The 15,619-nt window shown below is 61.6% G+C and carries 13 protein-coding genes and 3 pseudogenes; 10 read left to right on the top strand and 6 right to left on the bottom strand.

The features are described from left to right. Window positions 1–306: pseudogene (locus C100_RS41025) on the top strand (tyrosine-type recombinase/integrase); the annotation flags it as partial. Between the two features lie 164 nt (window positions 307–470). Here the strand turns inward: C100_RS41025 and C100_RS0125090 are convergent. Next, on the bottom strand, window positions 471–644 hold the full coding sequence (locus C100_RS0125090; RefSeq protein WP_031309942.1) for a helix-turn-helix transcriptional regulator: 174 nt from the start codon (window positions 642–644) through the stop codon (window positions 471–473). A gap of 91 nt (window positions 645–735) precedes the next feature. Here C100_RS0125090 and C100_RS48660 point away from each other — a divergent pair, with 91 nt between their 5' ends. Then, a complete protein-coding gene (locus C100_RS48660) occupies window positions 736–909 on the top strand; it encodes a hypothetical protein (RefSeq protein WP_161633931.1) in 174 nt (57 codons plus the stop codon). A gap of 93 nt (window positions 910–1,002) precedes the next feature. Here C100_RS48660 and C100_RS41020 read toward each other — a convergent pair whose 3' ends face one another. From C100_RS41020 to C100_RS41010, 3 genes are all read right to left on the bottom strand, one after another. Continuing rightward, window positions 1,003–2,643: an FAD-dependent oxidoreductase gene (locus C100_RS41020; RefSeq protein WP_024020918.1), complete on the bottom strand. Its 1,641-nt coding sequence runs from the start codon at window positions 2,641–2,643 to the stop codon at window positions 1,003–1,005. Between the two features lie 528 nt (window positions 2,644–3,171). Further along, on the bottom strand, window positions 3,172–4,119 hold the full coding sequence (locus C100_RS41015; RefSeq protein WP_024020916.1) for a cation diffusion facilitator family transporter: 948 nt from the start codon (window positions 4,117–4,119) through the stop codon (window positions 3,172–3,174). Window positions 4,120–4,124: 5 nt separating this feature from the next. After that, window positions 4,125–4,733: a flavodoxin family protein gene (locus tag C100_RS41010; protein ID WP_024020915.1), complete on the bottom strand. Its 609-nt coding sequence runs from the start codon at window positions 4,731–4,733 to the stop codon at window positions 4,125–4,127. A 118-nt stretch (window positions 4,734–4,851) separates the two neighbouring features. On the opposite strand from C100_RS41010, the pseudogene C100_RS41005 reads away from it, so the two are divergent. Further along, window positions 4,852–5,281: pseudogene (locus C100_RS41005) on the top strand (SDR family NAD(P)-dependent oxidoreductase); the annotation flags it as partial. A 335-nt stretch (window positions 5,282–5,616) separates the two neighbouring features. On the opposite strand, the pseudogene C100_RS48365 reads toward C100_RS41005, so the two are convergent. Next, window positions 5,617–5,730: pseudogene (locus C100_RS48365) on the bottom strand (transposase domain-containing protein); the annotation flags it as partial. A 205-nt stretch (window positions 5,731–5,935) separates the two neighbouring features. Between C100_RS48365 and C100_RS40995 the strand changes: the two are divergent. From C100_RS40995 to C100_RS40975, 5 genes are read left to right on the top strand one after another with little or no spacing between them, the layout of a single operon-like run. Beyond that, entirely contained in the window at window positions 5,936–7,117 is a 1,182-nt protein-coding gene (locus C100_RS40995) for an MFS transporter (RefSeq protein ID WP_235219119.1), read from the top strand. Further along, window positions 7,110–7,823 carry an SDR family NAD(P)-dependent oxidoreductase gene (locus C100_RS40990; protein ID WP_024020911.1) on the top strand — a complete coding sequence of 238 codons (714 nt, stop codon included), beginning with the start codon at window positions 7,110–7,112 and terminating at the stop codon, window positions 7,821–7,823. The genes C100_RS40995 and C100_RS40990 overlap by 8 nt, the downstream gene beginning before the upstream one ends. 21 nt (window positions 7,824–7,844) lie before the next feature. Next, a complete protein-coding gene (locus tag C100_RS40985; protein ID WP_024020910.1) occupies window positions 7,845–8,144 on the top strand; it encodes a putative quinol monooxygenase in 300 nt (99 codons plus the stop codon). 27 nt (window positions 8,145–8,171) lie between these two features. Next, window positions 8,172–9,503, top strand: coding sequence for a histidinol dehydrogenase (gene hisD / locus C100_RS40980; RefSeq protein ID WP_024020909.1), 1,332 nt, complete (start codon window positions 8,172–8,174; stop codon window positions 9,501–9,503). A 55-nt stretch (window positions 9,504–9,558) separates the two neighbouring features. Then, complete coding sequence (locus tag C100_RS40975) at window positions 9,559–10,272, top strand: SDR family NAD(P)-dependent oxidoreductase (protein WP_327194960.1); 714 nt, start codon at window positions 9,559–9,561, stop codon at window positions 10,270–10,272. Between the two features lie 93 nt (window positions 10,273–10,365). Here the strand turns inward: C100_RS40975 and C100_RS40970 are convergent, their stop codons facing one another. Continuing rightward, window positions 10,366–11,490, bottom strand: coding sequence for an FAD-dependent monooxygenase (locus tag C100_RS40970; RefSeq protein ID WP_024020907.1), 1,125 nt, complete (start codon window positions 11,488–11,490; stop codon window positions 10,366–10,368). A gap of 214 nt (window positions 11,491–11,704) precedes the next feature. Here C100_RS40970 and C100_RS40965 point away from each other — a divergent pair, with 214 nt between their 5' ends. Beyond that, window positions 11,705–14,167: a TonB-dependent receptor gene (locus C100_RS40965; protein ID WP_024020906.1), complete on the top strand. Its 2,463-nt coding sequence runs from the start codon at window positions 11,705–11,707 to the stop codon at window positions 14,165–14,167. 63 nt (window positions 14,168–14,230) lie between these two features. Beyond that, the gene (locus C100_RS40960) at window positions 14,231–15,619 is read left to right on the top strand and encodes a sulfatase family protein (protein WP_024020905.1); all 1,389 of its coding nucleotides are present in this window, start codon (window positions 14,231–14,233) and stop codon (window positions 15,617–15,619) included.

The following is a 15,619-nucleotide window of genomic DNA, read 5'->3' as shown; positions in this document are numbered from 1 at the left end:
TGCATGAACCGATCGCCGCCGCAAGCGGTCGAACTTCTGCGGCAAATCAAGGAACTCAACGTCTACGGCAAATATGGCAATGAGCGCTTTGGCCAATATCTGTTTCCGGTGATCGGCAACCAGGATGACACGATCAGTTCCAGTCGCATGCTCGTCCCGCTGCGCCGGCTTGGCGTAGGCGACAAGGCCACAGTGCACGGGTTCCGGTCGGTCGCCAGCACCGTTCTCAATGAGTCCGGGCTGTTCCAGGCCGACTGGATCGAATTGCAGCTCGCCCATGTGCCCGGCGGTGTGCGCAGTGTATAATAGCGCGCGCTACCTTGCCCAGCGCCGCAGATGCTTGGCTGGTGGGCGGACTATCTCGACGCTGTCGAGCAGGCCGCTGCCGTCTTCGCCGTCGAGCAAGCCAAACCCAAACGAAAGGCTGCAGGCGCGCTCGACTGGTTTCAGTCGTCCTAGTAGCCGGAGGGCTACTGCATCCAGCGCAGGATCCGGGACAGGCGCCAGGCAACCACCCTGGCGCCGATCTTCTCAGGCGCCGGGAATATGCCCAGATGAATATCCCGATAAATGGAAGCCTTGGGCTTGCCCGTCTTCTCGATCACGGCCTTGAGCCGCAGAAATTTTTCGCTGACATCGTCCATTGCAAACCAGTTACTCTACTGGCCTGCCCGCGCCCCAACGATGCCTGTTTGGACAGGCAAATTCAAGATGTTCGTGTCAAGAGATGCGGTGATGTTCTTCATCAAGCCTCCAAGATTTTTACACTTTCGAATTTGGAAGGTCGTCGTCAAACGCAACCACGCTGTGGCCGATGTCGCGCTCTATGCCAAGACGCCGCGAGAAAGCTGTGGTGCCGCCAAACAGTTGTACGCAATATGCGAAGTGCGTACGCTATTCACCCATTGAAAATGTCGCGGCCCTTCTTTCACCCTTCCGTTCGCTCGAGATGGTTTTACACTATCTTGCCGCTTAGGTGAAACTGACCCTGCAATCTGGCTCCTATCGCTCGCCATTCCGGCGGCTAACCTCGCTATTTAGAAATTCCCATACCTTCGAGATGACGACAGAACCTTCGCCGACCGACGAAGCCACGCGCTTGATCGAACCGGAACGCACGTCGCCGACCGCGAAGATGCCGCGGCAGGAGGTGGCATAGGGTGAGCCGCCGTCCACGGCATCGCCGGTCATGACAAAGCGTTTATCGTCCAAGGCGACAAGGCCCGTCAGCCAGTCGGTGTTCGGCGCTGCGCCTACCATCACAAACATGGCGCAGACGGCAAGAGTGCGATTTTCCGCACCTTTCTGTTGGATCGTCACCGCATCGAGCGTTTGCGATCCATGCAGTTCTAAAACCTGGGCGCCATAATAAATGCTGATACTCGGATCAGCCTCCAGGCGGCTGGATAGATAATGGGACATTGAGGTCGCAAGCGATGTGCCACGGACGAGAAGGTGCACATGGTCGGCGGACCGACTGAGATACATTGCCGCCTGCCCTGCCGAGTTGCCGCCGCCCACGACGATCGCTTGGGCGCCATGACAATAGCGCGCTTCATTATCGGTGGCCGCATAATAGATGCCAGCACCTTCGAAATCCGTAAAGCGTGGGATGGGAAGGCGGCGATATTGAACACCTGTTGCGACGACGACCGCGCCTGCCCGCACCTGATGACCGTTATCGAACGTCGCGCAAAATTGGCCGCTATCCAGTTTTTCCAGGCGATCGACCCGGCGTGGCATGACGAAGCGTGTGCCGAACTTCATCGCCTGAACCTCCCCCCGCCACACAAGATCGGCGCCGGAAATACCGGTGGGGAATCCCATATAATTTTCGATCCGACTCGACGTCCCGGCCTGGCCGCCGATCGCGATATCCTCGACGACCAGAGCGTTCAGCCCCTCGGCACCGGCGTATACCCCCGCGGCGACACCGGCAGGGCCGCCGCCAACGATCAAAACGTCAAATACCTCGCATTGCGCAACGTCACGATTGAGACCGAGCAACTCTGCGACCTTGTGCGGAGTGGGCTGCGCGATCACATGATCGCGGCCGAAGATCACAGCGGGCCGATCCATCGCTATTCCACAACTGTCCGTCACCCGTTGCGCCTCGGTCGAACCGATGGCGTGGGACGCGAAAGGCAGGCGGTTGCGGCTTGCAAATTCGGCGATGCTGCGGATGTCACGATCCGCCTCCTCACCGATCAGCACGAGAGATCCATGCCGATTGTCTAATTGCCGCCGCCGCCGTGCCGAGAGGACCGTGATGATGATGTCCGACATTTCTGGCATGTTGGCCATCAGGCGCAGCATGGCAGGGCGCGGCACTTCGACCACCTGCGTATCGCGCACCGCCCGCATCGGCATCGTCCACACGCCGCCGCTCAGGAAGGATATCTCCGCCATGAACTGTGTGGGGCCAAGCGTGGACGATCCGTAACGCCGACCAGTGAACGCGTCGACGACCTCGATCTCGCCATCTTCGACATAGACGAAGCGATCGACGGGATCACCGGGCTGAACGATGTTTTTGCCTGCCGGATATGTGATTGACACGCCAGCAGCCCGAACGGCTTCGACATGATCCGCCGACAGCGGTATGCGCTGCATCTCATCGAGGTCACGACCGATGGTTTCCATCAGGCGGACGCTTCCGCTGATAGGGCCACTGGTTGTGCCAGCATGATGGAAATGCACCTCAGGTGGGATCCCCAGCGAACATTCGGCCGTGCACCATTATCTGCCACGATCATGGCAGCTGCAACCAGCAAATCAATGGTGCATCTTTTCTGACCGTTATTGCGGCCTCTATTTGGGCAGTGCGACCTGCTGTCGATAGGTGCCCATCAACTCTCCCTTGGCGATGACATGTCCACTTATGTCGATCAAGAGCGTGTCACGGGCGGCGCAGGCAGGTAGGTTCACCACGGATTCCAGCGCCACGACGTGGAAATAATAATCATGGGCGGATCGCCAAGAGGCAAGGCGGAATTTCGGACGTCACCGTTCGGCTGCCTGAAACCGTTCGACTGAACAGGGCCGAAGTCAATGATGCGCATCCCCCGTCCGAATGCCGTCATCCACGGCACTAATGACCTGAAGGTGAGCACAGAGTCTGGCGACTGGCGCAGGTCAGTTTCGCCCCGCCCATCGAAGGGGATGGCAAAGCTAGGCCGGCGGTGGCTGTCGCACCGCATCCGCCTGTTTCTCCGGTCGGATGTAGATAGAGGTGAGTTCCGGGATAAGGGCTTTCATTTCCCACTCGATATCCTCAATCAGGCGTTCTGCTTGTCCCATGGGCAGATCGTCGACAAAATCGGCGCTGATCGCAACGAACACGGCATCGGGCGCGGTATGGATCGTGCGGACATGATTAACCGCACTTATCTGCGGCCGCTTGTCGACGATCATCCATACCGCCGATATGATGGCAGGATCGGCACTCTCGCCGATCAGAAGTCCCTTAGCCTCGCGCGCGAGAAGAATAGCCACCCCGGCCAGAATGAGCCCTATAGCGATCGAAGCGACACCGTCGATCCGCGGGTCGCCATAGTGATGGCTGGCCCAGACACCTACGCCTGCGATGCAAAGGCCGATCAACGCTGCGCTGTCCTCGAACAGCACAATGAAGCCCGCCGGATCCTTGGATCGACGGATTGATTGCCACCAACTGCTCGCACCGCGCTTGCCGTTAAATTCGCGCACCGCAATGGTCCAGCTTGTTCCTTCCAGCAGCAGGGCGACCGCCAGTACCACATAGTTGATCGTAGGGTCGCGCAACGGTTCGGGCTCGGCGATGTGCAGCCCGCCTTCGTAGATCGAGACCCCTGCACCGACGGCGAATATCAGGATCGCAACGACAAATGCCCAGAAATAGAGTTCGCGGCCATAGCCGAAGGGATGCGTGGCATCTGCGGGGCGCTTGGCTTTCGCTTGCCCATAAAGCAGCAGAATTTGATTGCCGCTGTCCACCAGCGAGTGAACGCCTTCGGTGAGCATGGAGGAAGAGCCGCTGATAGTCGCCGCCACGAATTTGGCGATGGCGATCCCGACATTGGCGAACAGCGCACCGTACAGAACGATATTCTCGCGGAGTTTGCCCGACAGATCAGTCATGGCGCTCAACCAGGATAGGGGCTGGACTGGAGCAATCCCGCCAGATGCGCCGCATTTGCGGCGACCATGTTAGCTGTCTTCGTCACCATGTCCGGTGTCCTGTCCAGATACTTGAAGTCGACGGACCCCATCGCTTCGCCGACCCAATAGCAGGCGGCAACGGCGGGAATCGTCCAGCCGATATCGTTCAGGGCCTGAAATAGCTGAGCCGAGGAGAAATGCGCGCCATCCTCATTCCCCACGATCGCTGCGACCGCGATCTTTCCATAGCTCGGCATCCGCCCCTTATCGTCGGTTTCGGATAGAAAGGCATCCATCCGCTCCAGCACCCGTTTGGCGGTGCTGCTGATCTGCCCCATCCAGATCGGTCCGCCGAAGATCAATATGTCATGAGCGAGAATTTTCTCGCGAAGGGCCGGCCATGCGTCGCCATCGCCTTCGTCGGAGGTGACGCCGGCCTTGATATCGAGGGCTGCGACGCGAACCGTTTCGCTCATTCTTACATCATGCTGGTTGAAGGCTTTTGCCAGCACCGCGATCATGGCATCGGTTGAGCTCTCCTCGTGGATATCCGCCTTGAGCGTGCAGTTGAGCGCTAGGGCTTTGAGGGCCATCGACCATCTCCTTGGGGTCAGGAACAATGTCTGGGTGCTCGCCGAATGCGACCGCCCGTTTGTAACGGAGAGAACTCCTGGTCTCCCAATGGGTTCTTGAGGCGAAGGAGATAATGCGATGAGCGACTCCGCCCCGATGGTGCATGAGGACGCCCTGCCGGCCATGAGAGCAGGCTAAACCCAAAGCCCCAATGGCAACCTCGCTACAAGGGCTCGGACCGTCTTGCCGGAAAAGTCGCCATAATCACCGGTGCCGACGGCGGATCGGTAGAGCGGTCGCCGCGCTCCACGCGCGCGAAGGCGCTGACATCGCGACAGCCTATCTGCGGGAAGAGGATGTCGCGGTGGAACCAAAGCGCATCGTGGAAGCAGAGGGCCGCAAGGCGATCACGATCAGCGGCGATATTGGAGAGCGCGCCTTTGCAGACGAGATTGTCGCTCGGACGCTGGAGGTGTTCGGCAAGATTGACATCGTTGTGAGCGATGCCGGTGAACAGCATCCCGACAAGGACATAACGGACATCAGCGAAGACCAGCTGCGGCGCTCCGATGTTTTACACGCTGCTCGATCCACCAAAGATTTTTCCAGTCTTCGTAGCCAAGCAGCGAGCCTTGAAGTCGTTCAAGATCATCATCCCAATCGGATGTCCGATTTTTGATTTTGTCGATGTATGCGTCAATCCGCCATTCCTCACCCGGAATTGCGAAGAACACGTCTCGCAGCCCTTCCAAGTCCGGTCGATGCTGTTTGAGGTGGGGCAGGGGTGTCGATGATCCGGCGAACGAGCTGGCCCGAAGCGACAAATGGTTCAAATGGGGCAAGGAATTCATCAAACCATTCGGACGGATAGCCATCTCCAAACACAGCCAGCGGCTTGCGGCCCTGCCAGTTCCAGGGGAGCAACTCGTAGAGCTTGCTGACTGGGCATTCCGCAATCCGGCTCAGCACATCGGTGAGCCACGCCTGCGGATCGACATCGGGGAGTCGGCAGGTCTGGACAGTGAAAACACTTACCCCAGCATTTTCGTGAATAGATTGATTTGATCCTTTCGGTTTGACGGCTGGGGCCTCTGGTATGATCCTTGTCCTTAGAAAAAGGCGGAGGGGAGAGCATATGCACGGGGACAACATGCCCAAAAAAGGCGATCGGTAAGCCATGGCCGACGAACCCATATCGCTTTCCCGGGAAACACCCGGTGTCATGACGGGTATCGCTCTATTACTGCCGATCACCCTGTCGACCATGGCGATCGTGCTCCTCGCGCCGGTGCTGCCCCAATTATTGGACGAATTCAGCGCGGTGCCGGGTTATGAATATTGGGTGCCAATGATCCTGACGATCCCGGCGCTGTGCGTAGCGTTTTTGTCGCCGATCGCGGGGATGCTAGGCGACCGGTTTGGGCGCAGGCGGTTGCTGCTGGCTTCCTTCCTGCTCTACGCGCTGGTTGGCATCGCGCCGGTCTTCGTTAAGACCCTTCCTGCCATCCTGATCTCGCGCGTGGGTGTGGGGGTCGCCGAAGCGCTCATCATGGTGCTGTCCACGACCCTGATCGGCGACTATTTCAAGGGCGCAGCCCGCGACAAGTGGCTCGCCGGGCAGACCGCCTTCGCGTCGATGTCGGCGCTGCTTTTCTTCAACCTGGGCGGCCAGCTTGGCGCGTTCGGCTGGCGCACGCCTTTCTGGACCTACGCGTCCGCACTGCTCATGTTCGCGCTCGTTCTGCATTTCACATGGGAGCCCAAGGCAGAGCCGCGCCCCGCAGCCACTGCCCCGCAGGGTAGCAGCTGGGCAGGCTTCCCATGGCGGCGGATGGCGATGATCCTGGCGATCACGGTCTATGGCTCGATCTTTTTCTACACGGTTCAGATTCAGGCTTCGTCCGGGCTAGTCGAACTGGGCCTGCAAAATCCGGCACGGATCGGCTTCCTGACCTCGATTGCCAGCATCGGCGTGCCACTGGGCACCTTGCTTTATTCGCGGATTGGGCGCTGGCCGGTGCGCCGCCTGTTGCTGATTGAATTTGCCATGCTCGCGGCGGGCTTCGCCAGCATGGGCACGGCCCATGCGCCCACGCCCTTCCTGATCGGCTGCTTCCTCAATCAGTTCGGCGCAGGCATGTTGCTGCCAACGCTGCTGGTCTGGTCGATGAGCCTCCTGTCCTTCCAGATACGCGGCCGGGGCGCTGGCCTGTGGCAAAGTGCCTTCGCCTTCGGCCAGTTTCTCAGCCCGGTGGTCGTGACCCTGTTGTCGCGGCAGGCGGGCGGATTGCTCGGCGCCTTCGGCCTGCTCTCGGCCGGCGCGCTGATCGGCGCGGGCGTCGCGCTGGTCGCGCCCTTCCGGCGCGGCGACCTGCCGGTGGACGGAGCGATCGCCCATGGCTGATCGCCTAAGAGGCAAGGTCGCTGTCGTCACCGGCGCGGCCAATGGCATCGGGCTGGGCTGCGCGCGCCTCTTCGCGGCGGAAGGCGCAACCGTGATTGGCGTCGACCGCAGCGGCGCGGACGAAAGCTGCGACCTGCTCGACGAACAGGCGACCGTCGCGCTGTTGAACAGGGTGGGGGAGGCCCATGGCCGGATCGACATTCTCGTCAACGCGGCGGCCTTCGCGATCTTCGACTGGATCGAGAGCCTTTCCTATGCCGACTGGAAGGCGACGCTCAGCGGCGAACTGGACATCGTCTTTCTCGCCACCCGCGCGGCATGGCCATGGCTGAAGGCCAGCGGCCATGCCTCGATCATCAACTTCGCCTCCGCCAATGCCCGCCACGCGCTCGAAGGATCGCCCGCGCTGGCCCATTGTGCGGGCAAGGGTGGGGTGCTGGCGATGACGCGCCAACTCGCGATGGAGGGCGCGCGCCATAATATTCGCGCCAACAGCATCGCGCCCGGCTTCATCCGCACCGCCGCGACGCTGCGGCATCTGGCCGCCGACCCCGCCTTTGAGGCAAAAGTGCTGAGCAAGAATATGCTGCAACGGCTGGGCGAGCCGGACGACATCGGCTGGTGCGCGGTCTGGCTGGCATCGGATGAAGCGCGCTATGTCACGGGGGCCGACGTGCCGGTCGATGCCGGGGCGACGGCGTGGTGATGCGATGAAGAAAGGGACGCCATGATCAAGGAAATCGCGCGGATCGAGATTGATCCGACCAAGGCCGCCGCTTTCGAAGCAGCCGTGGCCCAGGCCGAGCCGCTGTTCCGCGCTGCGGCCGGATGCCACAGCTTCACGCTGGAGCGCGCGGTCGACAGGCCCGGCCATTATCTGCTGGTCGTCGGCTGGGACAGCGTGGACGCGCATATCGTTGATTTTCGCGGCTCCTACGATTTTCAGGCGTGGCGCGCGCTCGCCGGACCATTCTTCATCGGCCCGCCCGACGTCTTCCATGTCGAAACGGCCGTTGACGGTTTCTGACGCATATTCATCGAAAAGGACTGACCCATGGCGCAATATCTCAAGCGTGGAGCCACCGCGCAGGCAAAGGCCGATGCCGACCGCAAGGTCCGCGACATTGTCGAAGCCACGCTGGCCGACATCGAAACGCGCGGCGACGCCGCTGTGCGCGACCTGTCGATCAAATTCGATGGCTGGGATCGTGACGATTATCGGCTCAGCCAAGCGGAAATCGATGCCTGCGTCGACAGCCTGACCCCGCAGGAGCGCAAGGACATCGAGTTCGCGCAGGCGCAGGTGCGCAACTTCGCTCAGATCCAGCGCGCCAGCATGCACGATGTGGAGGTCGAAACACTGCCCGGCGTGATCCTGGGCCACAAGAATCTGCCACTGAACTCGGCCGGCTGCTATGTGCCCGGCGGCAAATATCCGTTGCTCGCTTCCGCCCATATGTCGGTCATTACCGCCAAGGTGGCGGGCGTGCCGCGCGTCATCACCTGCGCCCCGCCCTTTCAGGGCCAGCCCGCCCGCGCGATCGTCGCGGCACAGGCGATGGCGGGGGCGGACGCCATCTACGCATTGGGCGGAATTCAGGCCGTGGGCGCGATGGCGTTGGGTACGCAGAGCATCGATCCGGTCGATATCCTCGTCGGACCGGGCAATGCCTTCGTCGCCGAAGCCAAACGCCAGCTATTCGGCCGGGTCGGGATCGACCTGTTCGCCGGGCCGACCGAAACGCTGGTCATCGCCGACGAGATCGGATGCGACGGCGAACTGGCGGCGACCGACCTGCTGGGACAGGCCGAACATGGGCCGGACAGCCCCGCCGTGCTGCTCACTACATCGGAGAGGCTGGCGCGCGACACGATGGCATGGGTGGAAAAGCTGCTCGAGATACTGCCCACCGCCGATTATGCGCGTAAGGCGTGGGAGACGTTCGGCGAAGTGATCGTGGCGGAGGATGAGGCGGAAATGGTCCGCATAGCCGACGATCTCGCCTCCGAACATGTGCAGGTCATGACCGCGAACCCCGATTATTTCCTTCAGAACATGACCAATTATGGCGCGTTGTTCCTGGGGCCGCGCACCAATGTCAGCTTCGGTGACAAGGTTATCGGCACCAACCATACGCTCCCGACCAAGAAGTCGGCGCGCTATACCGGCGGGTTGTGGGTCGGAAAATTCATCAAGACCTGCACCTATCAAAAGGTGCTGACCGACGAAGCATCCGCGCTGGTCGGCGAATATTGCAGCCGCCTCTGCGCACTCGAAGGCTTTGCCGGCCATGGAGAGCAGGCCAATATCCGCGTGCGTCGCTATGGCGGGCGCAACGTCCCCTATGCCGGGACGGCCGAACCCACGCCTGCGACGGCTGCCTGAGATGGAGCCATTGCCGCAGACACCCAGCTTCCGCCTAGATGGCAGGCGGGCGCTGGTGACAGGGGCGGGGCGGGGCATTGGCCTTGCCTGTGCCGCCGCGCTGGCGCAGGCGGGCGCCCATGTGACGCTCGCCGCCCGCAGCGCAGAGGAGATCGCGGCCGGAGCGGAAGCGATCCGCGCCGCCGGGGGGCAGGCGGATGCGCTCCAGATCGATGTGAGCGATGTGAGCGCGACCGCCCATGCGCTCGATGCGGCCGCGCCCTTCGACATCCTGCTCAACAATGCCGGGACCAACCGCCCCAAGCCCTTCGTCGAAGTGTCGGAGGAAGATTATGACGCGGTCCTGGGCCTCAACCTGCGCGCGGCCTTCTTCGTCGGACAAGCCGTTGCCCGGCGCATGATCGGAGCGGGTGTGCGCGGCTCGATCATCCATATGGGGTCGCAAATGGGTCATGTCGGCGGACAGCGCCGCTCGCTCTATTGCGCGTCCAAATGGGGGCTGGAGGGGCTGAACAAGGCGATGGCGCTGGACCTCGCGCCCCATGGCATCCGTTCCAACACGATTGCGCCGACCTTCATCGAAACGCCGATGACCCGGCCATTCTTCGCGGACAAGGCGTTTCTCGCCACCGTCCTCGACAAGATCAAGCTGGGCCGTCTTGGCACGGTGGAGGATTTGATGGGCGCGGTCGTCTTCCTCGCCTCCGACGCCAGCGCGCTCATGACCGGCGCCAGTCTGATAGTCGACGGAGGGTGGACCGCCGAATAAGAGCATTTTCAAGTCAGTCTATATCAGCTGATGGCTCGGAAACCGCGGAAAACCAAAAGGCCCGGCGGTCATTCCGCCGGACCTTCGCCACTATCAATATTCCCCCGCCAGCCGGTGCAGCCCAGCACCCAGCGCCCCCCCGACGACTTCGGGCGGTTCGCCCGCCAACTGCATTTCACCGACCTTCACACTGGTTTCCACCACATGACGGCACCGCTCGAACCGCCGCGCCTGATAGGCGGCAAGCCCCGCAATGATCGTGTCCGCCTTGTCCAGTTCGTCCGCCAGCACCAGCGCGCTTTCCACCGCCATGCCCGCGCCCGACGCCATGTGGGGCGTTGTGGCATGTACCGCGTCGCCCAACAGCACGATCTGGCCCATATACCAGGGCGTAGGCTGCAACACCGCCGCCAGCGGGCGATAATTGATCCAGTCGTCACGCGTCATATTCTCGCGCACCCAAGCGATATTGCCGCCGAAATCCGCGAGATTCTCCTGCAACCGCACAAACAGTTCCTCGTCGGTGAAATGCTGCTCTCGCCGCTCATGCGGGGTCAGCATCCACAGATAGACCATATTCTGTGCACAGCGATTGATTCCGGCGGGATATTGATGCCCCAGATAGATCTCCCCGCTCTCCAGCGTCGGCGGCCGCTTGATCGACAGTCGCCAGCATCCCTGTCCCGTCGGCTGAGCCTCGCCCATATGGGGAAAGGCGATGCGCCGAACGCCCGAATAGATGCTGTCCGCCCCCACCACCAGATCGAAACGCTCCCGCGCCCCGTCGGTAAAGGCCACGTCCACGCCGTCATGCTGGTTGTCGAGCGCACTGACCGACAGGCCCAGCCTGACCTCTATGTCCAGCGCCTTGACCCGCGCCTGCATGATCCGGTGCAATTTGGGCCGCATAATGCCGCCGGTCGCGGGCAGCCCTTCCTCCAGCGCCGGTTCATCCAGTTCATGCAACCGCAGCCCGTCATAGCGGAATATCGTCGATCCCTTGGCGATCGCCCCCTGTTCCTTGATCGCATCGAGCAGGCCCAGCCGCCGATAGGCGCGCAATGTTGGCCCGGTGATCGTGATGCCCGCGCCATAGACGCGCCATTCCGGGTCGATGTCGATCAGCGTCACCTTGCTGCCCAGTTCGGCGAAGCGGATGGCGGCAGCCATCCCGCCAATCCCGCCACCCACGATCAATATGCGCTTGCCCGAAATCATGATGCCACGCCTCTCCCAAAAATTCTTCTTGGCGCCCCTGCTATCGGGCGCTCGCGCGGGGCGACAATCCTTTGGCTCAATATCTCCTATCGGAAGCCTCAATAGCTGGGCCGTCCGCGTGGCGCAGATAGGTGCCATCCAGAAAATCAATGTGACATCGCGGCCCTGTGGTGACCAATGTTCATCAAAATCAGAACCAATTAGGGAGAGGAATATGCGGAGCATTTTGTTGGCCACCGCGGCCATGATCACCATCGGCACGCCGGGGCTGGCATTGGCCCAGCAGGCGCCGGGCCAGAGCGCCGAACAGGCCGCCGATCAGGGCAATGCCGGTATCGCCGAAATCGTCGTCACCGCCCAGCGCAAGGCGGAAAGCGCCCAGAAAGCCGCAATCGCGATCGACGCCGTGACCGGCGACACTCTGCTGCAACAGGGCATCAGCAAGGCGGAGGATATCACCAAGAGCGTACCCGCCATCACCATCACCAATGGCGGTGGTTCCAACACCTCCATCTTCATTCGCGGCGTCGGCAATATCACGTCGAGCAGCTATAATGACCCCGCCGTCACCCCCAGCTATGATGGGGTGGTGCTGGGCCGCGCGGCGGGCGCGTTCGGCTCGGCCTTCTACGATCTCGCCCGTGTCGAAGTGCTCAAGGGGCCGCAGGGCATCCTCTATGGCCGCAACGCCACCGGCGGCGCGGTCAACATCATCCCCGCCCGCCCGGAACTGGGCAAGAATGGCGCGGGCTTCAACGTCTCCTTCGGCAATTATGATGCCGTCAATGTCGATGGCTATCTGAACCTGGCGACCAGCGACAATAGCGCCCTGCGCGTCGCCGCCACGCGCCAGATCCATGACGGCTACAACCGCGATGGCAGCGACGACCTCAAGCGCACCGGCCTGCGCGGCCAGTTCCTGATCGAACCCAGCGACACGCTGAACCTGCGCATCGGCGCGGACTGGACCAAGGTGGGCGGCGTCGGCCCCGGCGGCACCTATATCGGCGCCTTCACCCCTGGCCCGGCGGGCTACACCTTCACCCCCAGCGGCTTCGACACATCCGAAGGATTTAACACCGATGCGGCCAATGCCTATCGCAAGACGCTGATCGGCGCGCCCGGCTTCGGTTTCCTCAATGCGATGAACCAGGATGCATCGACCGACTTCACCTATTGGGGTGTTAATGCGGAACTGAACTGGAAGGCCGACATCGGCACCTTCACCCTGCTCCCAGCCTTCCGCAAGTCCAGCGGGAACAGCTATTTCTATGGCCCGGCCTTCAACACTGCCTTTAATGCGGAAACCGACAAGCAATACAGCCTCGAAGCCCGCCTCGCCGGGTCAGTCGGCATGATGGACTATGTGGTCGGCGGTTTCTACTTCAACGAAAAGATCAACGCACAAAATGAATATAATCAGGAATTCGTGCTGCCGATTCAGGATTATACCCACAAGACCAAAAGCTGGGCCGCCTTCGGCCAGCTGACTGCCCATGTCAGCGATCGTTTCCGCCTGGTCGGCGGCGCGCGCTATACCCGCGACAAGAAGGCGATGGATGGCATCATCAACAATTTCATCACCTTCTGTGGCGGCCTGCCACCCGCCAACATCACGCCGCCCGCCTCCTTCGCGGCGGGTTGCGCCGCGCCGGGCGCGCTGCCCCATTATCCCAATTTCCTGACCACCGGCGATACTGTCAATTGGCTGGCGACCAATGGCTGGATCGCACCGGGCAGCACCGATCAGGCGAACACACAAGTTTTCGCGCTGCTCAACGGCAAGGGCACGATCCTCAAAACCTATAGTCCTGTGGTCGACAGCGGCACCTATTCGCGCGTGACGTGGAAGGCATCGGCAGAATTCGATGTCGGACCGCAGAACTTGCTCTATGCCACCGTGGAAAGCGGCTATCGCGCCGGTGGTTTCCAGCTGGCCGAGGGCAAGTCCAGCTATAATCCCGAATTCATCACCGCCTACACGATCGGATCGAAGAACCGCTTCTTCAACAACAAGGTGCAGTTGAACGTCGAAGGTTTCTACTGGAAATATAAAGACCAGCAGATCACCTATTTCACCGTCGACACCAGCGGCACGCTCATCAACTCGAACGAAAATGCCGGCAAGTCGACGATCAAGGGTCTGGATGTCGACGCGATCTTCAAGCCGACCTCGACGACCACGCTGAACGGCAAGGTGCAATATCTCAAGGCCACCTATGACGACCTGCACCTGTTCACCGCCTCGCCGCGCGACAATATTGCCTGTCCCTTCACCCTGACGGGCGGCACTGCGGGGGGGGCTCCGGTCAAGGACTTCAACTGCTCCGGCAAGCCCTTGCTCTATTCGCCCAAATGGACCGTCAATCTGGGCGCGGAACAGGTCGTGCCGCTGGGCCATGCGCTCGAACTGGTTGGCAATGTCGCCACCGCCTGGCGCGACGATCAGTGGGGCGCGTTCGAATATCTCGATTTCGAACATATCCGCGCTTACTGGCAGACCGATCTCAACCTGACTCTGCGCGCGGCCGATGGCGGCTGGTCGCTGGGCGCCTTCCTCTACAATCTGGAAAACAAGCGTCGGATCGCCACCCCGCAACGCTCGCCGATCGGCATGGCGGTCGCCCGCTATACCGCGCCGCAAACCTACGGGGTGCGTTTCTCGGCGAACTTCTGATCGGGCAAGGACGGGGCAGGGCGGGGCGCAAGCCTCGCCCTCGACAGGATTACAGGAGAGAATATGCAGGTCGATCGACGGTCTTTCATGGGTGGCGTGGGCGCGCTTGGCGCAATGGCGGCCAGCGGGGAGGGTCATGCGGCCCCCACCGGCAAGGGGCGCCCCAACATCATTTTCATCATGGCTGACGATCTGGGCTATGCCGATTTGTCCTGCACCGGGTCGCACCATATCAGGACGCCCGCGATCGACAGCATCGGCGCACAAGGCATTCAGTTGCGTCAGGGCTATGCCAACAGTTCCATCTGTTCGCCCACGCGAACCGCATTGCTCAGCGGCTGCTACCAGTATCGCTTCCCCGTCGGGGTCGAGGAACCGCTCGGCCCTGCCGCGCCCAAGGACATCGGCCTGCCGGTCGAACGGCCGACCATCGCTTCGGTCATGCGGGCGGTCGGCTATCGCACCAAGCTGATCGGCAAATGGCATCTGGGCGAACCCCCGAAACATTCGCCGCTTCGCCACGGCTATGACGAATTTTTCGGCATCGTCGAAGGGGCTGCCGACTATTTCCGCCATCATATGGTGATGGGCAAGAAGGATGTCGGCATCGGCCTTACCGAAGGCGACACCCCGATCGCGCGCAACGGCTATCTGACCGACCTGTTCGGCGACGAAGCGGTCAAGACCATCGAACAGCCGGGCGACAAGCCCTTTTTCATGAGCCTGCATTTCAACGCGCCGCACTGGCCGTGGGAGGGGCGCGAGGATGCGGCGGTCGCGCCCACGCTCGACGCCTCTTTCCACTATAATGGCGGCAGCCTCGCCAAATATAAGGAAATGGTCGAGGCGATGGACCAGAATGTCGCCAAACTGCTCGCCGCGCTCGACCGCACGGGCAAGGCGGACAACACGATCATCATCTTCACCAGCGACAATGGCGGCGAGCGTTTCTCCGAAACCTGGCCCTTCACAGGGATCAAGGGCGAACTGCTCGAAGGCGGCATCCGCGTGCCGTTGCTGGCGCGTTGGCCCGGCCATATCGCACCGGGATCACGCTCCGATCAGGTGATGATTTCGATGGATTTCCTGCCGACCCTGCTCGCCATGGCGGGCGGCGACGTCGCCAAGGCCGGGACGTTCGACGGTATCGACCTCTCCGCCCAGTTGCTGGGCAAGGCCGCCCCGTTCGACCGCGCGCTCTACTGGCGGTTCAAGGCGAACGGACAGGCGGCACTGCGTGAAGGCGACTGGAAATATCTGATGCTGGGCGGCAAGGAACATCTGTTCAATCTGGCGCAGGACGAACATGAACGTGCCGATCTGGTAAAGGATGATCCCGCACGGTTGCGCGCCATGCGGCTCAAATGGGACGCCTGGAATGCCGGGATGCTGGCCTATCCGCTCGGCAGTTTCAGCGAAGATGTGCGCGACCATTATGCGGACAGGTACTGA

Source organism: Sphingobium sp. C100 (assembly GCF_000508185.1).
Lineage (GTDB): Bacteria > Pseudomonadota > Alphaproteobacteria > Sphingomonadales > Sphingomonadaceae > Sphingobium.
This window is presented reverse-complemented; position numbering and strand designations above follow the sequence as displayed.